This is a genomic window from Pseudomonas sp. PD9R (assembly GCF_019200975.1).
GTDB lineage: Bacteria > Pseudomonadota > Gammaproteobacteria > Pseudomonadales > Pseudomonadaceae > Aquipseudomonas.
Genome location: NZ_JAHTMR010000003.1, coordinates 38,793 through 61,344 on the forward strand (window position 1 = coordinate 38,793; position 22,552 = coordinate 61,344).

Consider the following 22,552-nt stretch of genomic DNA (forward strand, 5'->3'; position numbering starts at 1 on the left):
CCTTTATCAAGTGGCGACTGATGAAATACTGTACTCCATCAACCCAGAGACTCTGCAAACCGTGTAGGAGCGAGGCTTGCCCGCGAAGACGGCGGCACGTTCGGCATCGATGCGACTGTTACACCGCCTTCGCGGGCAAGCCTCGCTCTTACAGGCTTGTGTGTCGCTCAGTTTCATCGAGTTGGCACCACCGTTCCTCACCTAAGTCTTTGCTTCTGTTCACTAATCCCGGAGAATCGCGCCCCTGTTTCGGCCAGGGCGCTGCCTGTCGGGTATTCCGACGCGTGCTGGCCGGGTGGCAATTGACCGGAATGTGGAGATCCCACCGGATGAATGATCAGGCCAAAAGCGTTAACGAACGCTTTGTAGCAGCGACACCCGCAACGCTGACGAGCTGGAATCGCCAAGACACTACCTGGATGCTGGGCCTGTTTGGCACGGCAATCGGTGCAGGCACCCTGTTTTTGCCGATCAACGCGGGCCTGGGCGGCTTCTGGCCGTTGCTGGTCCTGGCGCTGTTGGCGTTCCCGATGACCTTCTACGCGCATCGCGGCCTGACCCGCTTCGTTTTGTCTGGACGCGAAGGCGCCGACATCACCGAGGTCGTGGAGGAGCATTTCGGCATCAAGGCCGGCGCGCTGATCACTTTGTTGTACTTCTTCGCGATCTTCCCGATCCTGCTGATCTACAGCGTCGCGCTGACCAACACCGTAGGCAGTTTCCTCGAACATCAATTGCACATCATGCCGCCACCGCGCGCCGTGTTGTCCTTGGTGCTGATCCTCGGCCTGCTGGCCGTGGTGCGTTGCGGTGAGCAAATGATCGTCAAGGCCATGAGCCTGATGGTGTATCCGTTCATCGTCGCGCTGCTGTTTTTGGCGGTGTTCCTGGTTCCGCACTGGAACGGCGGCATCCTGACCACGGCCTCTACGCTGCCTGAACCGTCGGCGTTGCTGCACACCTTGTGGCTGGCGATTCCGGTGATGGTGTTCTCGTTCAACCATTCGCCGATCATCTCGGCCTTCGCGGTCGACCAGAAGCGGCGTTATGGTGACCACGCCGAGGAGCGCAGCTCGCAGATCCTGTCCCGCGCTCACGCCCTGATGGTGGTCATGGTGCTGTTCTTTGTCTTCAGCTGCGTGCTGACCCTGTCTCCAGCGCAATTGGCCGAGGCGAAGGCACAGAACTTGTCGATCCTGTCTTACCTCGCCAACCACTTCAGCAACCCGACCATCGCCTTCGCGGCGCCGTTGATTGCTTTCGTGGCGATCTCCAAGTCGTTCCTGGGGCACTACATCGGTGCCAGCGAAGGTTTAAAGGGGTTAATCGTCAAGACTGGCAAACGTCCGTCGCCCAAGGTCCTGGACCGCATGACTGCCGCTTTCATGCTGGTGGTGTGCTGGATTGTCGCCACGCTGAACCCGAGCATTCTCGGCATGATCGAAACCCTCGGTGGCCCGGTGATCGCGGCGATCCTGTTCCTGATGCCGATGTACGCGATCCGCAAAGTGCCGGCGATGGCGCGCTATCGCGGTCAGGCGTCAAATGTGTTTGTGGTGGCGGTAGGTCTGGTGGCGATTTCGGCGTTGGTTTATTCGCTGAGTGCCTGATGGGTAAAGATCAAAAGACCGCAGTCTTTGGCAACTGATCCATGTAGGAGCTGCCGCAGGCTGCGATCTTTTGATTGAGCGTGATTAACCGCTACAGTGGCCGCTGCGCGTCATACGCGCAGCGGTTTTTTTTCGCCTGGAGACACTGGATTGTCGAGCGCCCCAACCCCCTCAGAACAACCCAATCGCTGGAAAGACCTGCTCGCCGGGCTGTCGATTGCCGGCCTGTTGTTGCCCGAAGCGGTTGCCTATTCAAGCATTGCTGCGCTGGCGCCACAGGCCGGGCTCATCGCGTTGTTCGCGGGTCTGCTCTGCTACGGGCTGTTGGGCACCAGTCGGTTTGCGATCGTTTCCGCCACATCGTCGTCAGCCGCAGTGCTCGCTGCGGCTACCGCGACTTTAGCCAATGGCGATCCGCAACTGCGTTCGACACTGGCCATCGGGCTGGTGCTGGTGAGCGGGGCTTTTTTCCTGTTGGCCGGGCTGTTCAGGCTCGGCGGCGTTACGTCCTTCGTCGCCAAACCGGTGTTGCGCGGATTTGCCTTTGGGCTGGCGCTGACCATCATCCTCAAGCAGGTCGCCAATGTGGTCGGGGTGCATTTGAACGAGCCTAATCTGGTGCGGTTTCTGCCACAACTGCTGGAGCAACTGCCGCAATGGAATTGGGTTGCTGCGGGCGTTGCCATGGTGGCGTTGGCGTTGTTGTGGCTGTTTGCAAGGTTTCGACGCCTGCCCGGTGGATTGCTGGTGGTGGTGATCGGCATCGCGGCCGGCCAGTGGCTGAGCCTGCCGGCCTATGGCGTCAAGTTGATTGGCGTGATCGATCTGAGCCTGGAAGTGCCGAAGCTACCGGAACTGCCGTTTGCCGATTGGCTGCGTTTGGGGGAGTTGGCGTTTGCCATGGTAATGATTCTGTACGCGGAGTCCTACGGTTCGATCAGTTCGTTCGCGCTAAAACACGGTGACCGGGTGACGTCGAACCGGGATTTGCTGGCGCTCGGTGCCTCCAACCTGTTGTCTGGCCTGTTTCATGGCATGCCGGCGGGGGCAGGTTACTCGGCGACTTCGGCCAACGAGGCGGCAGGTGCCACGTCGCGGCTGGCTGGTGTCGTGGCGGCGCTGGTCGTACTGCTTATCGTGCTGACGGTACTGCCTTACATCGCCTTGACCCCGGAACCGATTCTCGCCGCCATCGTCATTCATGCATTGGCGCGTGGTTTGAGCCTGCAACCCTTGGGGCGATATTTCGTCTGGCGGCGTGATCGCCTGCTGGTGTTGTGTGCCGTGGGCGCGGTGCTGGTGCTCGGTGTGCTGGACGGCTTGTTGGTGGCCGTGGCGATCAGTGTGTTGTTGATGCTCAAGCGAATGTCGGCTGCCGATATCCAGGTGCTCGGGCGAATCGATGGCGGTCACGATTTTGTCGACCTGCAACGTCATCCCGCGGCGATAGCAGTGCCGGGCGTGTTGGTTGTCCGGCCGAGTGAAGCGTTGTTTTTTGCCAACGTCGAACGGATTCTCGGTGGTGCCTTGCATTTGATCCGACACTCGCAAACACCGATTCATGCCGTGATTCTGAGCCTGGAGGAGTCGCCTGATCTGGATGGCACCAGCATCGAAGCGCTGCAGGAATTTTTCGTGCGGGTACATCACGAAGGCAAGTTGCTGGTTTTGGCTCGCCTTAAAGAGGGGACGCAAAGTGCATTGTCGGCGTTGCCCGAGGTGCAGGCTAACGGGGTGATTCTGAGTGGGCTGAGTGTGGATGGGGCGGTACAGCAAGCCATAAGGCTGACGAGTAACCTGTAGGAGCGAGCTTGCTCGCGATAGCGGTTGTTCATTCAGCATTGATGTCGACTGATCCACCGTTATCGCGAGCAGGCTCGCTCCCACAGGGATTGGTGCATGCAGTGCAGGCATAAAAAAACGCCGCTCATCTCACGATGGGCGGCGTTTTTTATTGCTGTGTAACGTTAGGCTTGAACGACCGGGATGTTGGCGTTCGCAGCAGCTTCACGGAACTCGGCGATCTGGTCGAAGGACAGGTAGCGGTAGACATCGGCCGCCATGCTGTCGATCTTGCCAGCGTATTCCATGTATTCCTCGACGGTCGGCAGGCGACCCAGGATGGAAGCCACGGACGCCAGTTCAGCCGAAGCCAGGTAGACGTTTGCGCCATCACCCAGACGGTTCGGGAAGTTACGGGTCGAAGTCGACACAACAGTCGAGTTCGGCTCTACACGTGCCTGGTTACCCATGCACAGCGAGCAGCCCGGCATTTCCATGCGTGCGCCAGCCTTGCCGTAGATGCCGTAGTAGCCTTCTTCGGTCAGTTGGTGAGCGTCCATTTTGGTCGGTGGCGACAGCCACAGACGAGTTGGCAGCTGACCTTTGACCTGTTCCAGCAACTTGCCGGCAGCGCGGAAGTGACCGATGTTGGTCATGCACGAACCGATGAACACTTCGTCGATCTTCTCGCCAGCAACGCTGGACAGCAGACGGGCGTCGTCCGGATCGTTCGGCGCGCAGAGCACAGGCTCTTTGATGTCGGCCAGGTCGATTTCGATGATTTCAGCGTATTCGGCGTCAGCATCGGCAACCATCAGCTCAGGGTTGGCGATCCAGGCTTCCATCGCTTGAGCACGACGTTCCAGAGTACGTACATCGCCGTAGCCTTCGCCGATCATCCAGCGCAGCAGGGTGATGTTCGATTGCAGGTACTCGGTGATCGACTCTTTCGACAGCTTGATGGTGCAACCGGCAGCCGAACGTTCAGCCGAGGCGTCGGACAGCTCGAAAGCCTGCTCGATGCTCAGGTTGTCCAGGCCTTCGATTTCCAGGATGCGGCCGGAGAAGGCGTTCTTCTTGCCTTTCTTCTCGACAGTCAGCAGGCCCGACTGAATCGCGAAGTAAGGAATGGCGTGAACCAGGTCACGCAGGGTGACGCCCGGTTGCATTTTGCCTTTGAAGCGCACCAGGATCGATTCCGGCATGTCCAGCGGCATAACGCCGGTGGCTGCGGCGAACGCTACCAGGCCGGAGCCGGCCGGGAACGAAATGCCCATCGGGAAACGGGTGTGCGAGTCACCACCGGTGCCGACGGTGTCTGGCAGCAGCATGCGGTTCAGCCACGAGTGGATGATGCCGTCGCCCGGACGCAGGGAAACACCGCCGCGGGTCATGATGAAGTCAGGCAGGGTGTGGTGGGTGGTCACGTCGATCGGCTTTGGATATGCCGCGGTGTGGCAGAAGGACTGCATCACCAGATCAGCGGAGAAGCCCAGGCACGCCAGGTCTTTCAGTTCGTCACGGGTCATAGGACCGGTGGTGTCCTGGGAACCCACGGTGGTCATCTTCGGTTCGCAGTAGGTGCCTGGACGAACGCCAGTCACGCCGCAAGCCTTGCCGACCATTTTCTGCGCCAGGGTGAAACCCTTGGTGCTTTCAGCCGGTGCTTCCGGCTTCTTGAACAGGTCGAACGCTGGCAGACCCAGCTCGGCGCGAGCCTTTTCGGTCAGGCCACGGCCGATGATCAGCGGAATACGGCCGCCAGCACGAACTTCGTCCAACAGGACCGGTGTCTTCATTTCGAAGGTGGTCAGGACTTCGTCGGTGCCGTGTTTGCAGACTTTGCCAGCATGCGGATACAGGTCGATGACATCGCCCATGTTCATGTTGGAAACGTCGAATTCGATTGGCAGTGCGCCGGCATCTTCCATGGTGTTGTAGAAGATTGGAGCGATTTTGCTGCCGAAGCAGAAACCGCCGGCACGCTTGTTCGGCACGAAAGGAACGTCGTCGCCGAAGAACCACAGTACGGAGTTGGTCGCCGATTTACGCGAAGAACCGGTACCGACCACGTCACCAACGTAGGCGATTGGGAAACCGGCGTTGCGCATTTCTTCGATCTGTTTCATCGGACCGGTAACGCCTTGAGCGTCAGGCACGATGCCGTCGCGAGCCATTTTCAGCATGGCCAGGGCGTGCAGCGGGATGTCCGGACGGGACCAGGCATCAGGCGCAGGGGACAGGTCGTCGGTGTTGGTTTCGCCGGTTACCTTGAAAACGCGCAGGCTGATCTTGTCGGCCAGGGTAGGGCGGTTCTTGAACCACTCGCCATCAGCCCAGGACTGCAGAACGCCTTGAGCGAGAGCATTGCCTTTCTTGGCGCGTTCAGCGACGTCGTGGAAGGCGTCGAACATCAGCAGGGTGTGCTTGAGTTCTTTGGCGGCTACTGGAGCCAGTTCGGCGTCGTCCAGCAGGTTGACCAGGGTCACGATGTTGTAGCCGCCCTGCATGGTGCCGAGCAGTTCAACAGCGCGTTTCTTGTCGATCAGAGGGGATTTGGCTTCGCCTTTGGCGATGGCGGACAGGAAGCCGGCCTTTACATAGGCTGCTTCGTCCACGCCAGGCGGAACGCGATTGGTGATCAGGTCAACGAGGAATGCTTCTTCGCCAGCCGGGGGATTTTTCAGCAGCTCGACCAGGCCTGCAGTTTGTTCGGCGTTTAGCGGCTGGGGAACGATACCCAGTGCTGCGCGCTCTTCGATATGTTTGCGGTAGGCTTCAAGCACAGTTATTACCCTCATCAGTGGTCCCAAATGGGTGTCCGGGACGCTCATCCCGAAATTGCCGTACTCATGCGCTGCATGGCGTTGTGAGCCACTTAGCCAGAATTACCGACAATTCCTTACAGAAGCTGCTTTCAAAGTTTTACGCCTGCAGAACGGGGAGCTGATGAGGGTTGGCGTTGGGCTTTTCCCCGCTGGAAAAACCCTTCGCCAACACCGCTCTGAAGGAACGACTGTGCTCGTGACGCTTTGAAAACAGCTTCTAACGGACATTGGCGCCTAAAAAGGCAGGCTGATTCTACGGCAAAAAAAAATTAAAGGTAAGTCAGGGTTTATTGGACTTTGGTGGCGGCTGTCGTCAAAGACCAATAGACGTTGATTCCCTGAAGTTTGTGGGGTGATCAATCCCGGACAAAGGGCTAACATGCCGGCCTGTTTTGCTTTTTCGCGTTTTCCTGACCTATGCCCAATCAGACCATCAAAACCCCCTGCGTCGGCCTTTGCTCCACTGTTTACGGTGACCTGGTGTGCCGTGGCTGTAAGCGTTTCCACCATGAAGTGATTCACTGGAACGGTTACAACGAGGACGAAAAACGCGCGGTGTGGCTGCGTCTTGAGCAACTGCTGTCCCAAGTGATGGCGGCCAAGGTGGAAATTTTCGATTCGCCGTTGCTGAGAATGCAGCTGGAACAGCGAAAAATCCGCTTTGTGCCGCACCAGTCGGAATATTGCTGGGCTTATCAGTTGATTGCGCGGGGCGCGCGGGTCATCAACAATCTGGAAGCCTACGGCATGGTACTGCTGCCGGAGTTCCGCGACTGGAGTCTGCCGGAACTGCGGGACGCCATTGATCGGGAATTTTTCCTGCTCTCCGAGGCGCATTACCAGCGCTACATCGCGCCGGGGTTCCTAAGGGATGCGTTTGGCGGCTGATTTTTTAACGTCAAAAGATCGCAGCCTTCGGCAGCTCCTTCATTGGACTGTGTAGGCGCTGCCGCAGGCTGCGATCTTTTGATCTTCAGTCAATGCTTGCCCGCAATTTCCTCCAGATGATCCTCAACCTCCTGCGGCTTGAGCACCAGCACATCACTTTCCACCGCGTCCAGCACCACTTCCGCGGTATTGCCGATCAACGTCCCTGAAAATCCGCTACGCGCCACGGTGCCGATCACCGTCACGGCCGCCTGCAGCTTGTGCACCATGAATGGAATCAACACATCCGCCGGGCCTTCTGCGATATGCAGGTGCTCATCGTCGATGTCGAACTCCGCCTGGAACGCCTTGCACTGCTCGCGATAACGCGCCTCGATGGTTTCGCTGAGCTGCAGGGTCGGGTCTGCCGCCGACAACATCGGCGAGGGGTGGGCGCTGATCACATGCAGGTGGGCTTTGGCCAGGCTGGCAATGTCATAGCCGTAGTCAATGATGCTGTTGTGAAGGTGGCGGTGTTCGCTTTCCGTATTGCCGACATCGACGGCCGCCAGAATGACTTTGTCTTTCCATGAACCGGAGGTTTTGACCAGCAGCACCGGGGTTGGGCAGTGACGCAGCAGTTTCCAGTCACCCGGGGTCAACAAGGCTTTTTTCAACGTACTGTCGGGGAAGTGCTGCTTGATCACCAGCCCGCAGCCTTCCGCCTGCTGCACGTCGACGATGGTTTCGTGCAGGCTCTTGTTCCATGCCTGTTCGGTGGTGACGTTGTAGCCGTCTTCCAGTAAAGCGGCCTTGAGTACCCCGAGCATGCCGCTGTGATCATGCTTGGGGTCGCATACCAGAAGGTGCAGATGCGCCTGGGTAACGCCCGCGATCAATTTTGCCCGTTTGAGCGCCAGGCTTTCCGAATGTTCGGGCTCAATGACCACCAGAATGCTGCGAATGGCTTGCATGATCGGGATCTCCTGAAAATGAAAAAAGCATGGCGTTGCACAACTATAGTTGCTGGTCGCGTATTCGAGAGTTGATGCATATCAACGGTGGTGACTGGTGGTCTTTGGGCAGGCCGGTATAATCGGCGCCCTTCGTTTTGAACCTCTTGTCCGTGGGCCCCATGATCCTTCCCGAAATTCACGAATTCCTTGGCTGCCGCACTCCCGATGGCTGGGTGCAGGCCGCGCTGGCCGATCAGGAAACCTTGCTGATCGACCACAAAAACTGCGAATTCAAGGCCGCCAGCACAGCGCTCAGCCTGATTGCCAAGTATCACTCCCACGTCGATTTGATCAACATGATGTCGCGCCTGGCCCGGGAAGAGTTGGTGCACCACGAGCAAGTCATGCGCCTGATGAAGAGGCGCAAAGTCGAGCTGCGCCAGCTCTCCGCCGGGCGCTACGCCTCGGGGCTGCGCAAAGTGGTGCGCAGTCACGAACCGGTGAAGCTGGTAGATACGCTGGTGGTCGGCGCGTTCATCGAAGCCCGCAGTTGCGAGCGTTTCGAAGCACTGGTGCCGCATCTGGATGAAGAACTGGGCAAGTTTTATTTCGGCCTGTTGAAAAGCGAGGCGCGGCATTTCCAGGGCTACCTGAAACTGGCCTACCAATACGGTGACGCCAAGGACATCGCTCAGGTGATCGACAAAGTACGTGCCGCCGAGCGGGAACTAATCGAATCGCCGGATGTGGAATTCCGCTTCCATAGCGGTATCCCAACCACCGCATAACCTGTAGGAGCTGCCGCAGGCTGCGATCTTTTGATTTTGCCCTTTAAAAAACAAAGTCAAAAGATCGCAGCCTGCGGCAGCTCCTACATGGGATTACCGGCTTAGACCCAAACGTTCATGCCATTGGGCGATGGATTCTTCGGGGTATTCATCGAATTTTTTATCACCGGGTTTCACCTCGGCCTCGACCCAGGGAGCCTTGGAATCCAGCAATAAATGCGTGTGTTCCGGCGGCACTGGCAGCGGCGTGTCGATGGCTGATGCGAACGGGTGAATCAGCTCCGGCCATTCGGGGCTGAACAGCCATAAGCCCGAACCGCAAACCGAACAGAAATGCCGTTCCGCGCTGCTACGGTGGGCGCGTTTCTCGCCTTCACCCTTGAGCAGCGCATGGTAGATCGCGATGTTCTTGCGCCCGCGTACTTTCAGGCTGTTGGCGTCACCGGCGATATTAATTGCGTAACCGCCACCGCCCTGGGTCTTGCGGCAGATCGAGCAATAGCAGCGTTGATAAGGGTAGGGGTGGGCGCTGGTCAGGTTGAACGATACTGCGCCGCAATGGCAGGAGCCTTCGAGTTGCATGGGAACCTCCGGACGGGTTAAGCCTATCGGCAAAGCCTAGACGCACACAGAGCATGGTGGAGCTGCCGAAGACTGCGATCTTTTGACCTTGCTTTTCAAAATCAAGATCAAAAGATCGCGGCCTTCGGCAGTTCCTGCAGTGGGTGTGATCAACACGACTGGACGCATATCCTCCTTCACGTCAGCATGGCCGCCTCGAATTCGGGATCAAAAACCCATGCGACGTCTACCCTCCCTGGCAGCACTCCGAACCTTCGAATGCGCCGCCCGCCACGCGCACTTCGGCCGGGCGGCGGCGGAGTTATGCGTCACTGACAGCGCGGTCAGCCATCAGATTCGCCAGTTGGAAGAGCAGTTAGGCGTGCCGCTGTTTGTCCGCGAAGGTCGGCAAATTCGCCTGACGATGGCTGCCGGACGCCTGATGCAAAGCCTGCAACAAGCCTTCGAATTGATCGGTGATGCCTGCGATGAATTGCGCGATCCCTCGTCCCTGGCGGTGTTGCGTTTGGCAGTAACAGCCGAATTGGCGCAAAAGTGGTTGATGAGCCGACTCACCGATTTCTACGCCCGTTATCCGCACATTACCTTGCACCTCTACGAACAACCGATCGACGCCACTGCGCCGGGGGAAGACATCGACCTGGCGATCACCTACGGCACCGGCCCGGTGGACAGCAGTGCGTATTTCGTCCGACCGTTACCGGCGTTGCAGTTCTTCCCGGTGTGCAGCCCCGGCCTGTTCAACCAAGGCACGCTGAAAACCCCTAAAGACCTCGCGCGCCACTGCCTGCTGCACGACGATCAGGACGGCAAGACCTGGACTGCCTGGCTCACCAGCCATGCCGGCGATCAACGCCCCGAGCGGCAACTGTATTTCGCCCACGCCGGGTTGGCGCTGGAGGCTGCGGCGCAGGGGCAGGGCGTTGCGATGGGCGACAACCTGACGGCGCAGGAAGATTTGCTCAGCGGTCGTCTGGTGCGACCGTTCACCTCCAGCATGACCGCGCTGGGCCAATACGCATTGGTCTGCGAACGGGTGCGACTGGAGCGGCCGGCGGTGGCGCAGATGCTGGCATGGTTCAACGATCAGCTGGTCGATTGATGAGTTGAATTCAAGTATTCCGAAATAATCATCGTTGGCGAGCAAGTCGCCGACGCCCTTAGCCTGTGGTCATTCCAATCCCCGCTGATGAGGTTTGACCATGGCACGTTCGCTCGACACCACCCCTAAGCAAGACGGTTTCCGTTTGCCCGGCGAATTCGAAACCAAGTCCGGCTGCTGGCTCGGCTGGCCGGAACGCACTGACGTCTGGCGCAACGGCGCCAAGCCCGCGCAGAAAGTCTGGGTGCAGATCGTCACCGCAATCTCCATGAGTGAACCGGTCACTGTGTGCGCCTCCGCCGCGCAGTTCGCCACCGCTCGCCGTCAGTTGCCGGCGCAGGTGCGCGTAGTGGAAATGACCTGCAACGACACCTGGTTCCGCGACAGCGGCCCGTGCTTCGTGGTCAACGACCAGAGCGGTGAGGTGCGCGGCGTCGACTTCGAATTCAACGCCTACGGCGGCCTGGACGGCGGCTTGTATTACCCGTGGGACAAGGACGATCAGATCGCCAGCAAAATTCTGGAGATCGAACGTTTTGACCGTTATCGCGCACCCCTGATTGCCGAACTGGGCGGTATCCAGAGCGACGGCCAGGGCAGCATCCTCACCACCGAACAATGCCTGCTCAATCGCAACCGCAACCAGCATCTGGGCAAGGACGAAGTCACTCGCCGCTTGACCGATTACCTTGGCGCCGAGCAAGTCATCTGGCTGCCACGGGGCTGCAAGTTTGACGAAACCGACGGTCACGTCGACGACCTCGCTTGCTTCGTGCGACCGGGCGAAGTGGTGCTGCAATGGACCGACAACCGCGACGACCCACAGTGGGAAATCTATCAGGAGGCCTACGATATCCTGCGCAGTACACGCGACAGCCGTGGTCGCGAGTTGATCGTGCATAAACTGCCGCAACCGGATGTGCTGGAGTGGACGGCTGAAGAAGCCGAAGGTCTGGATCAGCAAGACAGCACCCACACGCGTCAAGCCGGGACCAAAATCTGCGCCTCGTACATCAACTACTACGCCGGCAACACCTCGATCGTAGTGCCGCTGTTTGGCGACCGTAACGATCAGGTAGCGCTGGCGACGCTGGCCGAACTGTTCCCGCAACACAAAATCGTCGGTATCGAAAACTCCCGGGAAATCCTGCTCGGTGGCGGCAACGTCGCGTGCATCACCATGCCTCAATACGCTGGCACTGCCAGCAACAAAAAAGGAGTTTAATCATGGGCCTGCACAAACTGACTCAAGCGTTATTGCTGGTGCTTGCACCCCTGTGTGTGCAGGCCGCCGACACCGCCAAACCGGTGGTGAACCTGTACATCTGGGGCGAGTACCTGGCACCGGACACCCTGACCAATTTCGAGAAAAAAACCGGCATCCATGTAGTCGCCGATCACTTCGATTCACTGGAAACCGTCGAGACCAAATTGCTCACCGGACGCAGCGGTTACGACCTGGTGTTGACCGCGGGCCAACATCTGTCTCGGGCTATCCAGAGCGGTGCAATCCAGACCGTGGACAAGCAGCAATTGCCGCACTTTGCCGGTGTCGGCGAGGAGTTCCGCCAGCACATGGCGGTGTTCGATCCGGGCAATCGTTATGCCGGAATCTATGCCTGGGGCACCACCGGCGTGGGCTATCAGGAACAAGCGGTCCAGCAGCGCTTGCCCGACGCGCCGACGGACAGTTGGGCAATGCTGTTCGATCCGCAAGTGGTGTCGAAATTCGCCGATTGCGGGGTCAGCTTGCTCAACGACCCTAACGAAGTGTTCGCGGCGGTCATGAAGTACATGGGCCTGGACATCAATAACCAGAACCTTGATGACCTCAAGCGCGCCGAGGCGCAACTGGCGAAAATCCGACCTTACATTCGCTACTTCGACAATGACCTGAACATCAGCGACCTGGCCAATGGCAACACCTGCGTGGCGATGTCGTGGAACGGTAACGTTGCCATTGCTGCCGGTCAGGCCGAGGCGGCGGGCAAGCCGTACAAACTCAGTTACCGAATCCCCAAGGAAGGCACGTTGATCTGGTTCGATGCGATGGTCATTCCCAAGGATGCGCCGCATCCACAGGCCGGCCTGGCATTGATGGACTACTTGATGACGCCTGAAGTGATGGCGCCGATCACTGACACGATCCATTACGCCAATGCCATTACGGCGGCGGACAGCTTGATTGATCCGGCGATTCGTAATGATCCGGGGACCTATCCACCGCAAGCGGTTCGCGCTTCGTTGTACAGCAAGAATGACAATGGCAAGGCGTTCAACCGGGCTTTGATTCGGGCGTTTAGCCGTTTGAAGTCGGGGTTGTGATCGGCCTCGGTTGATGTGTTGAACGAAACGACACCTTCGCGGGCAAGCCTCGCTCCTACAGACGGCGGAGATCCTGTAGGAGCGAGGCTTGCCCGCGAAGAACGATAACGCGGTCTATTTGCCCGTCATCCGCCACAAATACCAGGCCGCCACCGTCCGATAAGGACGCCAAGCCAACCCAAGCTCAATCATCTGCTTGCGAGTCGGCTGTACCTCCAGCCCCTTAAGCCGCCGATAACCCTCCCGCACCCCAAAGTCATCGGCCGGCAAGATGTCCGGCCGTTCCAGGCTGTAGATCAACAGCATCTCCACGGTCCAGCGCCCCACGCCGCGCAGGGTGACCAGTCGCTCGATGAGCGCTTCATCGTCCATGGCCAGCGCCGTGGCGTAATCCGGCACCACGCCATCCAGGGTCGCCTGGGCGACGCCCTGAATAGTTGCAATCTTGCTGGCGGAAAAACCGCAACTGCGCAGTCGATCGAAGTCGGTGGCGACGATTTGCTCGGGCCTCGGAAACGCACTCGACGGATACAACGCCAACAAGCGGCCGACAATCGCATCCCCGGCCCGCGCATGCAGTTGTTGGTAGGCAATCGCCCGCACCAGCGATTCATAAGGATCGCGCGCGGCGTGAGGCTGATGCAGGCACGGGCCGACGGTAGCGATATGTCGATGCCAGTCATCATCGAGCGACGACAAAAACTCGGTGGCGGGCCGATAGCTGTCAGGCATGGGTTCAGGCTTTTTCCGACGGTTGCAGTAACGCGTTCACTTCGCCATAAGTGAAAGCCTTGAGGTCGTGGCTGTCGAGCTTGCCGGTCTGCAGAAAGCTTTTGGTCAACGCCGCCATGGCGCCATACATAAACTCGGCGATGCCCGAGCCGGCGCTAAGACGGCGCACGCCCAACGCTTTCAATGCTTCGGGGGACGGCAGGCCGGGGAAACCGAGCACATTCAACGGCAACGTCGTGCCCTGGCACAGCGCCGCGATTTCGTATTCCGCCGTAACGCCCGCCGCGAACAAGCCATTGGCACCCGCCGCCTGATACAACGCAGCGCGCTTGAGGGTTTCTGCCACGCGATCTTCGGCGGGCACCAGGCCTCGCAAATACACATCAGTGCGCGCATTGATAAACAGGTTGACCTGGCGGCGATTGGCGACCTCGCGAGCGGTTGCAATCTTGCGTACCAGCAACTCCGGCGCAGAGCTGCCGTCTTCGATGTTGATCCCGACGGCACCGGCGGCGATCACCGCCTCAACCACCTCGGCAACCCGCGTCAGGTCATCGGAGTAACCGGCCTCGATATCCACCGTCAGCGGCACCGAGATCACCCGGGCAATGGATTCGACCGTTGAGACCAAGCGTTCAAGGGGCAGGGCGTTGCCATCTGGATAACCGTGAAGCCAGGCCACTGACGCGCTGCTGGTCGCTACAGCCTTGCAGCCCAACTGCTCAACAATCCGCGCACCGGCGGCGTCGGCGACGTTGGTGAGAATCAGCAAACCGTCCTGATGCAGTTGGTGCAATTGATTGTCGAGCCTGTCCATCGAGCTTCCTTCCTTATGAAAAACATGGGTGGGTCAGAATGCGAGTTGTTGGGTGATCTGCACCGCTGCGTTTTCCAGCCTGAGCAGGAACGCCTTGCGCGGCTGTCCTCCACCATAGCCCGTCAGTGAGCCGTCTGCACCGATCACCCGGTGGCAGGGCAGGACGATCGAAATGCGGTTGTGCCCGTTGGCCAGACCTACCGCGCGACTGGCGCCGGGCTTGCCCAGTCTGGCCGCGATGGTTCCGTAGGTGGTCGTCTGGCCATAAGGAATGGTCGCCAGTTCGGCCCAGACCTGACGAGAGAACTCACTGCCGGGCAAATGCAGCGCCACCTTGAATTCGGTCAGTTTGCCGGCGAAATACTGCGCCAGTTCCTCTTCGATTTGCTGCAAATGGCGATTGTCTCCGGGCGCCACGGCATAGCCGTAATGGTTCTGCAGCGTTTCGACTTCCCGGGTCAGCGCCGGCCGGTCGAGGAACTCCAGCAACACCAGTCCGCGACGCTCGGCCATAGCAATCATCGGGCCGAGCGGCGTGGTCAGTCGGGCGAACAGCAAGGGCTCACTGTTGCCGACGCGACCAGGAGTAATGTGGAAGGATTTTTGAAAGGCGTCGCGAAAACCGCTCAAGGACTCGTAACCAGAGTCGAACGCAGCGCTGTCGATGGAGTCGCCCTGCTTGATACCGCCCAACGCCATGCCCAGGCGCCGTGTGCGCAACCACGCGTGAAAGGTCATGCCGAAATGCTGCTTGAACCAGCGGCGTAATTTCAGCGGCTCGATGCCCACGGCCAGCAACTGGGCATCGGTCCAGCGCTGCTCGGGGTCGGCGTCTACCGACTTGAGCAGTTTCTGCACCCAGTCTGGCGCGATGGCTGCGGCGTCCAGCGGCTTGCAGCGCAGGCAGGCGCGGTAGCCCGCCGACAGGCACTCATCGGCGTGGGCGAAGAATTCGACGTTCTCCGGCTTCGGTTTGCGCGCCGTGCAGCTCGGTCGGCAGAAAATCCCGGTGGTCCTGACCGCAGTAAAAAACACCCCCTCGTAGGCGGTGTCTCGTTCAAGCATGGCGCGAACCATCTCGGCGTGCGGCGGAAGTAGCGTGCTTTGTAAGTTCATGGGCCCAGCATAGAACGCGACATGGGCAGCCTCCACCGGAAAATCGACAGAGAATTCCACCGCTCCCCGTAGGAGCTGCCGAAGGTTGCGATATTTTGAATTTTTTAAGATCAAAATTAAAAGATCGCAGCCTGCGGCGGCTTCTACATGAGGTTCAGGCGCGGCGGGCCAGGAGCAGCACCGAAGCCGCCGCCGACAGCAACCCCGCGCAGCAGCGATTGAAAAACCGTTTGCCCGAAGGCTTGGCGAACCAGCGGCGCATGTGCAAACCCATATAGGCATAGGCCGCAATGGCGATCCATTCAAGTATCAGGAACAGTGCGCCCAACACCGCGAATTGCGGCGTGATGGCGCGGGTCGAGTCGACGAATTGCGGCAGGAACGCGGTGAAAATCAGGATGGCTTTCGGGTTGCCCGCCGCCACCAGAAACTCTTGCCGGGCCAGCGCCAACAGCCCAACGGGCGCGCCGGTTACCACGTCCTCCACGCCAGGGTCGGCGCGCCACAATTGCCACGCAAGACAGAACAAATACGCTGCACCCAGAATCTTGATCCCGTAGAACAGCAACGCCGAGGTTTGCAGCACCACCGCCAGACCCGCCGAGGCGAGGGCGATCATCCCGGCGAATGCCAGCAAGCGACCGACACCGGCCAGGCACGCGGTGCGGTAGCCATAGCGCGTCGAATTGCTCACCGACAGCAGGTTGTTCGGGCCCGGCGCCATATTCAGGGCGAAACAGGCCGGGAGAAAAAGGGAGAGGGTGGCGAGGTCCATGATCGGCTCCAGTAGCGAGAGCCATATTTTTATCACAGCCTTCGCTTGGCCTGCCCCGTACAGTCATCGACCTAAAGCGCCGTAGCAGTGGCTACCGCGAGAATTTTTTTGCCCCGGCCACGCAGAGGATCACGGCGACGGTCACCACGAGCATGCCGATGCTGACGTGTTCATGCAGCACGGTGGCCGCCAGTGTCAGACCGAAAAACGGCTGTAGCAATTGCAGTTGGCCGACGGCGGCAATTCCGCCTTGGGCCAGCCCGCGATACCAAAACACAAAACCAATCAGCATGCTGAACAGCGACACATAAGCGAGGCTGAACCAGGCTGGCGTGCTGATGTGGGCGAAGGTCGCGGGCATCCGCCACCAGGCCGATATCGCCATGAACGGCAGCGCCAGCACCAGCGCCCAGGAAATCACCTGCCAGCCGCCGAGGGTTCGCGACAGCTTCGCCCCTTCGGCGTAACCGAGGCCGCAGGCCAGGATCGCCAGCAGCATCAACAGGTCGCCTTGCACAGAAGCGGTCAGGCCTTGGGAAGCGGCAAAGCCGACCACAAGTAGGCTGCCCAGCACTGAGAACAGCCAGAACACCGGCCGCGGCCGCTCGCCACCGCGCAAGACGCCAAACACAGCTGTCGCGAGCGGCAGCAGGCCGACGAAGACAATGGAGTGCGCGGATGTCACGTATTGCAGCGCCAAGGCGGTCAGCAGCGGAAACCCGACAACCACCCCCAGTGCGACGATGACCAAGGGCACAAGCTGGCTGCGCGCAGGTGGTTTTTCCCTGAACAGCAGCAGAAGGCACAGCGCCAGAATCGCAGCGAGGGTCGCGCGGGTCACGGTCAGGAAAACCGGATCGAACTCCAGCACGGCAACTCGTGTAGCAGGCAGTGAGCCGCTGAAAATGATCACGCCGATCAGGCCATTGATCCAGCCGCTGGCGTGGCTTTCCAGCGTCCGGTGTTGCAGGTTTGAAGTCCGCTCCATTTCGCTCACGCTCAAAGTCTGGTTGCAAGAAAGCCATCGTATGGCTGAGTATCGGTACAATCAAAAAATTGTCATGGATACACCTCGACATGCCTCGTTCACGCTACAAGTCACTGGTTGACGGCTTTGCCGCTGACATCCGCTCCGGGCGATTGCCGCCGGGCACGCGTCTGCCCACCCACCGACAATTGGCTGCCAAGGAAGGCGTGGCATTGGTCACCGCTACCCGGATCTACAAAGAACTGGAAGCCATGGGGCTGGTCAGTGGCGAAACCGGACGCGGCACGTTCGTCAGGGAAACGTCACTGCCGCCCGGCCAGGGCATCGCGCAGTCCGTCGTCGCAGCGGGGATGATTGACCTCAACTTCAACTATCCGTCATTGCCCGGGCAGGCCGATATGTTGCGCAATGCCCTGCGACAGTTGGCGCTGTCCGGGGATCTGGAGGCCTTATTGCGTTACCAGCCTCACGCCGGGCGTCTGCATGAACGGGCCTCGGTCGCGCGCCACTTGGCTGCGCGGGGGCTGAACGTGCCGGCTGAGCAGGTGTTGATCGTCAGTGGCGCTCAGCATGGTTTGGCGGTGGCAATGATGACGTTGCTCAAGCCCGGCGATGTGATCGCCGCCGATGCGTTGACCTACCCGGGTTTCAAGACGCTGGCCGAAACGCTGCACCTTGAAATCTTGCCCATTCCAGTCACCGACAAGGGGCCGGATTTGGCGGCCCTCGATCGGCTGTGCCGGAGCCGATCGGTGCGGGCTGTTTACTCGATGCCGACCTTGCACAATCCGTTGGGCTGGGTGATGGGTGCCGATCAACGCGAGCAATTGGTGTCGATAGCGCGTCAGCATGACCTGACGATCATCGAAGACGCCGCCTACGCGTTCCTCGCCGAAGACGTACCGCCACCGCTGGCTGATCTGGCGCCTGAACGAACGGTGTACGTGTCCGGTCTTTCCAAAAATATCGCCACCGGGCTGCGCATCGGATTTATTGCCGCGCCCGCGCAATGGGTGGCAGCGTTCGAGCGCACGATCATGGCAACCACCTGGAACACGCCCGGCGTAATGACAGCGATTGCTTGCGCCTGGCTCGACGACGGCACCGTCATCAAGCTGGAAGCGCAAAAGCGTGCGGACGCGCGGGCCAGGCAAGCCTTGGCGCGCAAGGCATTGGCGGGGCTCAGATACATCAGCCATCCATCTTCCTACTTCATCTGGCTGCCGTTGGCGGAAGACGCCCGTGCTGACCAGATCACCATGGCGTTGATGCGCGAACAAGTGTCGGTTTCACCCGCCGACCCCTTTGCGATTTCGGTCCATGTACCGCACGCGATCCGCCTGGCACTGGGCTCGGTGGATATGGATTCATTGCGCGAAGCACTGGTGAAAGTGAAGAGGGTGGTGGGCTTTTACTCCTGACGGCACAGGGCAGTTTTGTTCAATACGCACACCCACGGGCTCCTTTACGTTGACGCCTGGATCAACTGACAGGAAGTAGGTGTGCGATGAGTCTGATTATGTCCATGGCGGCGTTTGCGTTAGTCGCTTCGATAACACCGGGGCCGGTGAATATCGTGGCCTTGAGTTCGGGGGCGCGCTTCGGCTTCCGCGCCAGCCAGCGGCATGTGGCCGGGGCGACGTTGGGGTTTGTGTTGTTGCTGGTGTTAATGGGGCTTGGCTTGCATGAATTGTTGCGGCTGTGGCCAGCCATGACGCAAGTGGTGCAATGGGCGGGCGTCGCGTTCCTGTTGTACATGGCGTTCAAACTGGCGGCCGACAACGGGCGGCTTGAGGCAAAGGATTCGGGTCGCGCGCCGTCAATGCTGTACGGCGCCGTGATGCAATGGCTCAACCCGAAAGCCTGGCTGGCGTGTGTCGCGGGGATGGGCGCATTTGTCGCCGATGGCGAGGCGCGTTTGGTCTGGCAGTTTGCGGCGGTGTATCTGGTGATCTGCTATTTGTCGGTCGGCTGCTGGGCCTATGCCGGGACTTTTCTGCGCGGCTACCTGAACAACCCCGCAGGCATGCGCTGGTTCAATCGAGTGATGGCGTTGCTGCTGGCGGTGAGTGCGGTGTATCTGTTGCTGCCATAGCCACGAGAGTTTCTTTGCTGCAAGGTTCGCGTCAGCCCCGATATTGCCCCGGCGTCGCCGCCAGATGCTGTTTGAACGCCCGTTGAAAATGCGCCTGATCGGCAAACCCCGCTTCCAGTGCGACATCGGCGATCAGCCTGCCATTGCGCAGTTGATCGCGGGCAAACTGGATGCGTTGGTTGACCAGAAAAGCGTGGGGCGTCATGCCGTAATGCTGCTTGAATGCACGGATCAGGTAAGACGGCGACAGCTGTGCCGCTGCGCAAATGTCTTCGAGTTTGAGCATCTGCGTGCAATGGTCGCGGATGAAATCGGCGGCGCGCTCCAGTTTGAAGTTCGGCTCGCGCAGCGGCTGATCGGCGGGGTTGAGGTGCAGTTGCAACTCGGTGAAAAACTCCACCGCCGCACTTTGCTTGCGCAATGCATCCTGCAGCGGATCGATCAACACCTCATACAAAGCCTTCAGCCCCTCAAACAGATTGGCGTCCGGCGTGTGGGTAAGCGCGAAGCGCCGAAACGCCAGGTCCTCGCTGAACCCGAGTTGATGTTGCAAATCGGTGAGCCACGCCGTGTCGACATACAGCATCAAGTACGACCAGGGCTCGTCATCGATTGGATTACAGGCGTGGACATCGCCCGGGTTCATCAGCACCACGGTGCCGGCGCTGACCTCGAACGCCGCTTGCTCATGGACATACGTACTGCGCCCGGCGGTGATCGCGCCGATGGAAAAATGCGCGTGGGAATGCCGCGTGTAACAGACTTCGCGCCCGTCGGCGATGGTGCGGGCTTCGACGAAGGGCAGGGCGTCATCGCGCCAGAAGCGCGGGGCCTTGTCGGTGTCCTTGAGCTTGGAGGGCTTCATGGTCAGTCCTTGGCAGTTCAGCCTCGGAGTGTATTAGTTCTCGCCGTCAAAGGCTCGTTGCAGCTCGGCAATATTGAGTTTTTTCATCTGCATCATCGCCGCCATGGCACGCTGGGATTTGGTCGTGTCCGGGTCTTTGAGCATCTCCATCATCGCGATGGGCACGATCTGCCACGACACGCCGTACTTGTCTTTGACCCAGCCGCATTGCTGCGCCTCAACCGGTCCGCCATCAGCCAGGCGCCCCCAGAAATGGTCGACTTCTTCCTGAGTCTGGCAATTGACCTGGAACGAGATCGCTTCGTTGAAGGTAAACGCAGGACCACCATTGAGCCCGGTGAACGTCTGTCCGTCGAGTTCAAAACTGACCGTCAGTACCGAGCCTTCTGGCTGACCATGCTGCTCTTGACCGGCCTTGCCGTAGTGAGTGATGGCGGTGATTTTTGAATGATCGAAGATTGCACAGTAGAACTTCGCAGCCTCTTCAGCCTGGCCGTTGAACCACAGGCAAGGCGTGAGTTTTTGAGCATGTAGCATGGCGGGGTCTCCCTGGCAGGTTTTTGCATGCTGGACTATCAGCGTAGTCAGCCTCCGGTCGTCTGGCCGTGCCGTAGATCGACAAGTGCTTCGTGTTTTTGTGCTTCGTGTAGTCGATATGACTTCGAGTAGAGTCGTTGAGACTCGTTTTGATTGGTGTCGTAATGACTCATGTTTTTCAAGCTACTGATTTATAAGGATTAAATATCTGGCACGGGACTTGAAACAGCAAACGTACAACTGAACTGCTACAGGAGTACGGAAAATGTTCCATTTCTTCAGCAATCCTCAGAACGTTCTTCATCTCTCGAGCCGCGTGCTCGGCATCGGCCTGGTCATGCTGTTTTCTGGCATCTACGGCGCTTACCTCTACGACGGTCATCTGTCGATCGTCACACTGGTCGCAATGCACGCGATGACGATCGTCGGGCCAACCCTTTTGAAAATCGGCTACGTCATGCGCTTGCTGGCCCAACACCGGCTGAGCAAGCCTCTGGCCGTAGCGCTGGCCTGATGCGCAAATTCGCCGCTGCACCAGTTTTCAGTATCGGCTTTCGTCCGTTCTTTCTGGCGGGTGCCGCATTCGCCGCAGTGGCAATAGCGATCTGGGCACTGTGGTTGTATGGGCGATTGCCCGGCGCACAACCGGTGGGCGGTATGCTCGCCTGGCATCGCCACGAGATGCCGTTCGGGTTTGCCGTGGCAATCATTGCCGGGTTCCTGCTGACGGCGGTGGCGAACTGGACCGGTCGACCTGGGCTCAATGGCTGGCCGCTGATCGGGTTGGTGCTGGTCTGGCTACTGGCGCGACTGGCCTGGCTGTTGCCGATTCCTCCTGCGGTGTTGCTGCTGTTGCAGCTGCCTTTTCTACCCTTGTTGGCCTGGGTGCTGGGACGGGATCTGATCGCAGCCCGCAAACGCGAAAACTATCCGATTTTGCTGGTGATCACGCTGCTGGCGGGGTGTCAGGCCATCACGCTGTGGGGGTTCTCGACCGACGATGTGGGGCTGCAACGGCGCGGCGTGCTGGCAGCGTTGTGGTTGGTGGGCGCATTGATGAGCGTGATCGGCGGGCGCGTAATCCCGTTCTTCATTCAGCGCGGCTTGAATCGCCCGGCAACACCAGCAGCCAATCCCTTGCCCGGCAAAATTCTGCTGGTGAGCGGTTTGTTTGCGGCGGTGACGTTTGCCCTCGGTTTGAATGACGTTCCCGGATTCTGGCTGGCGGCGTTGTTTGTGCTGATGGGCGTTTTGCACCTGCTGCGGTTGTGGCGCTGGCATGATCGGGGTATGTGGCGCGTGCCGTTATTGTGGTCGCTGTATCTGTCGTACGCCTGGCTGGTGGTGGCGGTTTTCGCCATGGCGCTGTGGCACCTCGGCCTGATGCCTCAACAAAGCCTGGCCACCCACTCGCTGGCGGTGGGAGGTGTCGGCGGGTTGGTTCTGGCGATGATTGCCCGGGTCAGCCTTGGCCATACCGGGCGGCCGTTGCTGCCTTCGAAGGCGATCGTTGTGGGGTTTGCCCTGATGCTGGTGGCCGGCTTGTCGCGGGTGCTGCTGGTGCCGTTTTCCGGGGTCGGGTTGGGCCTGTCGGCGCTGCTGTGGTGTGTGGCGTTCGGCTTGTTTCTGCTGCGCTATACCGGGATTTTGTGCAAGCCAAGGGCCTAACCCATCCAGCACCACTCCTGTAGGAGCGAGCTTGCTCGCGAAGGGGAGTATCAGTCGATTTCAATGTTGACGGTTACATCGCCATCGCGAGCAAGCTCGCTCCCACAGGTTGAGTGACC

General features: G+C 59.5%; 21 protein-coding genes. 11 read left to right on the plus strand and 10 right to left on the minus strand.

From position 1 onward, the window contains the following. Positions 1–329: 329 nt before the first annotated feature. Both KUF73_RS07885 and KUF73_RS07890 read left to right on the plus strand, forming a co-directional pair. Positions 330–1,610, plus strand: coding sequence for a serine/threonine transporter (locus KUF73_RS07885; RefSeq protein ID WP_218437479.1), 1,281 nt, complete (start codon positions 330–332; stop codon positions 1,608–1,610). Between the two features lie 150 nt (positions 1,611–1,760). After that, positions 1,761–3,413 carry a SulP family inorganic anion transporter gene (locus tag KUF73_RS07890; RefSeq protein ID WP_218437480.1) on the plus strand — a complete coding sequence of 551 codons (1,653 nt, stop codon included), beginning with the start codon at positions 1,761–1,763 and terminating at the stop codon, positions 3,411–3,413. Between the two features lie 164 nt (positions 3,414–3,577). Here the strand turns inward: KUF73_RS07890 and acnB are convergent, their stop codons facing one another. After that, positions 3,578–6,178 carry a bifunctional aconitate hydratase 2/2-methylisocitrate dehydratase gene (gene acnB / locus KUF73_RS07895; RefSeq protein ID WP_218437901.1) on the minus strand — a complete coding sequence of 867 codons (2,601 nt, stop codon included), beginning with the start codon at positions 6,176–6,178 and terminating at the stop codon, positions 3,578–3,580. 459 nt (positions 6,179–6,637) lie between these two features. Here acnB and KUF73_RS07900 point away from each other — a divergent pair, with 459 nt between their 5' ends. Next, positions 6,638–7,108, plus strand: a complete 471-nt coding sequence (locus KUF73_RS07900; RefSeq protein ID WP_218437481.1) for a DUF1289 domain-containing protein — start codon at positions 6,638–6,640, stop codon at positions 7,106–7,108. Positions 7,109–7,197: 89 nt separating this feature from the next. On the opposite strand, the gene KUF73_RS07905 is transcribed toward KUF73_RS07900, so the two are convergent. Continuing rightward, a complete protein-coding gene (locus tag KUF73_RS07905; RefSeq protein ID WP_218437482.1) occupies positions 7,198–8,061 on the minus strand; it encodes a universal stress protein in 864 nt (287 codons plus the stop codon). Between the two features lie 161 nt (positions 8,062–8,222). On the opposite strand from KUF73_RS07905, the gene KUF73_RS07910 reads away from it, so the two are divergent. After that, complete coding sequence (locus KUF73_RS07910) at positions 8,223–8,831, plus strand: tRNA-(ms[2]io[6]A)-hydroxylase (RefSeq protein ID WP_218437483.1); 609 nt, start codon at positions 8,223–8,225, stop codon at positions 8,829–8,831. A 93-nt stretch (positions 8,832–8,924) separates the two neighbouring features. On the opposite strand, the gene KUF73_RS07915 is transcribed toward KUF73_RS07910, so the two are convergent. Further along, the gene (locus tag KUF73_RS07915; protein ID WP_218437484.1) at positions 8,925–9,413 is read right to left on the minus strand and encodes a GFA family protein; all 489 of its coding nucleotides are present in this window, start codon (positions 9,411–9,413) and stop codon (positions 8,925–8,927) included. A 217-nt stretch (positions 9,414–9,630) separates the two neighbouring features. Here KUF73_RS07915 and KUF73_RS07920 point away from each other — a divergent pair, with 217 nt between their 5' ends. The 3 genes from KUF73_RS07920 to KUF73_RS07930 all read left to right on the plus strand — a co-directional run bounded on the left by KUF73_RS07920 (position 9,631) and on the right by KUF73_RS07930 (position 12,840). Then, positions 9,631–10,515, plus strand: coding sequence for a LysR substrate-binding domain-containing protein (locus tag KUF73_RS07920; protein WP_218437485.1), 885 nt, complete (start codon positions 9,631–9,633; stop codon positions 10,513–10,515). A gap of 100 nt (positions 10,516–10,615) precedes the next feature. After that, positions 10,616–11,740 (plus strand): agmatine deiminase, encoded by a 1,125-nt coding sequence (aguA, locus tag KUF73_RS07925; RefSeq protein ID WP_218437486.1) that lies wholly within the window; start codon positions 10,616–10,618, stop codon positions 11,738–11,740. A gap of 2 nt (positions 11,741–11,742) precedes the next feature. Further along, positions 11,743–12,840 (plus strand): extracellular solute-binding protein, encoded by a 1,098-nt coding sequence (locus KUF73_RS07930; RefSeq protein WP_218437487.1) that lies wholly within the window; start codon positions 11,743–11,745, stop codon positions 12,838–12,840. A 114-nt stretch (positions 12,841–12,954) separates the two neighbouring features. Here KUF73_RS07930 and KUF73_RS07935 read toward each other — a convergent pair whose 3' ends face one another. The 5 genes from KUF73_RS07935 to KUF73_RS07955 form a co-directional block, all read right to left on the minus strand. After that, the gene (locus tag KUF73_RS07935) at positions 12,955–13,572 is read right to left on the minus strand and encodes a DNA-3-methyladenine glycosylase (RefSeq protein WP_218437488.1); all 618 of its coding nucleotides are present in this window, start codon (positions 13,570–13,572) and stop codon (positions 12,955–12,957) included. Between the two features lie 4 nt (positions 13,573–13,576). Beyond that, positions 13,577–14,389 carry an isocitrate lyase/phosphoenolpyruvate mutase family protein gene (locus tag KUF73_RS07940; RefSeq protein ID WP_218437489.1) on the minus strand — a complete coding sequence of 271 codons (813 nt, stop codon included), beginning with the start codon at positions 14,387–14,389 and terminating at the stop codon, positions 13,577–13,579. A 33-nt stretch (positions 14,390–14,422) separates the two neighbouring features. Continuing rightward, the gene (locus KUF73_RS07945) at positions 14,423–15,505 is read right to left on the minus strand and encodes a bifunctional transcriptional activator/DNA repair enzyme AdaA (RefSeq protein ID WP_218437490.1); all 1,083 of its coding nucleotides are present in this window, start codon (positions 15,503–15,505) and stop codon (positions 14,423–14,425) included. A gap of 154 nt (positions 15,506–15,659) precedes the next feature. After that, on the minus strand, positions 15,660–16,280 hold the full coding sequence (locus KUF73_RS07950) for a LysE family translocator (RefSeq protein ID WP_218437491.1): 621 nt from the start codon (positions 16,278–16,280) through the stop codon (positions 15,660–15,662). A 91-nt stretch (positions 16,281–16,371) separates the two neighbouring features. Next, on the minus strand, positions 16,372–17,268 hold the full coding sequence (locus KUF73_RS07955) for a DMT family transporter (protein ID WP_218437492.1): 897 nt from the start codon (positions 17,266–17,268) through the stop codon (positions 16,372–16,374). 89 nt (positions 17,269–17,357) lie between these two features. Here KUF73_RS07955 and KUF73_RS07960 point away from each other — a divergent pair, with 89 nt between their 5' ends. Together KUF73_RS07960 and KUF73_RS07965 are read left to right on the plus strand one after the other, a co-directional pair. Continuing rightward, the gene (locus KUF73_RS07960; protein WP_218437493.1) at positions 17,358–18,689 is read left to right on the plus strand and encodes a PLP-dependent aminotransferase family protein; all 1,332 of its coding nucleotides are present in this window, start codon (positions 17,358–17,360) and stop codon (positions 18,687–18,689) included. Positions 18,690–18,775: 86 nt separating this feature from the next. Continuing rightward, complete coding sequence (locus KUF73_RS07965) at positions 18,776–19,363, plus strand: LysE family translocator (protein ID WP_218437494.1); 588 nt, start codon at positions 18,776–18,778, stop codon at positions 19,361–19,363. A gap of 31 nt (positions 19,364–19,394) precedes the next feature. Here KUF73_RS07965 and KUF73_RS07970 read toward each other — a convergent pair whose 3' ends face one another. Continuing rightward, complete coding sequence (locus tag KUF73_RS07970; protein ID WP_218437495.1) at positions 19,395–20,228, minus strand: AraC family transcriptional regulator; 834 nt, start codon at positions 20,226–20,228, stop codon at positions 19,395–19,397. 33 nt (positions 20,229–20,261) lie between these two features. Continuing rightward, entirely contained in the window at positions 20,262–20,765 is a 504-nt protein-coding gene (locus KUF73_RS07975) for a VOC family protein (RefSeq protein ID WP_218437496.1), read from the minus strand. 265 nt (positions 20,766–21,030) lie between these two features. Here KUF73_RS07975 and KUF73_RS07980 point away from each other — a divergent pair, with 265 nt between their 5' ends. Continuing rightward, a complete protein-coding gene (locus KUF73_RS07980) occupies positions 21,031–21,279 on the plus strand; it encodes a transmembrane sensor/regulator PpyR (RefSeq protein ID WP_218437497.1) in 249 nt (82 codons plus the stop codon). Continuing rightward, entirely contained in the window at positions 21,279–22,433 is a 1,155-nt protein-coding gene (locus tag KUF73_RS07985) for an NnrS family protein (RefSeq protein ID WP_218437498.1), read from the plus strand. Before KUF73_RS07980 ends, KUF73_RS07985 begins: the two co-directional genes overlap by 1 nt. The last annotated feature ends 119 nt before the right edge of the window (positions 22,434–22,552 follow it).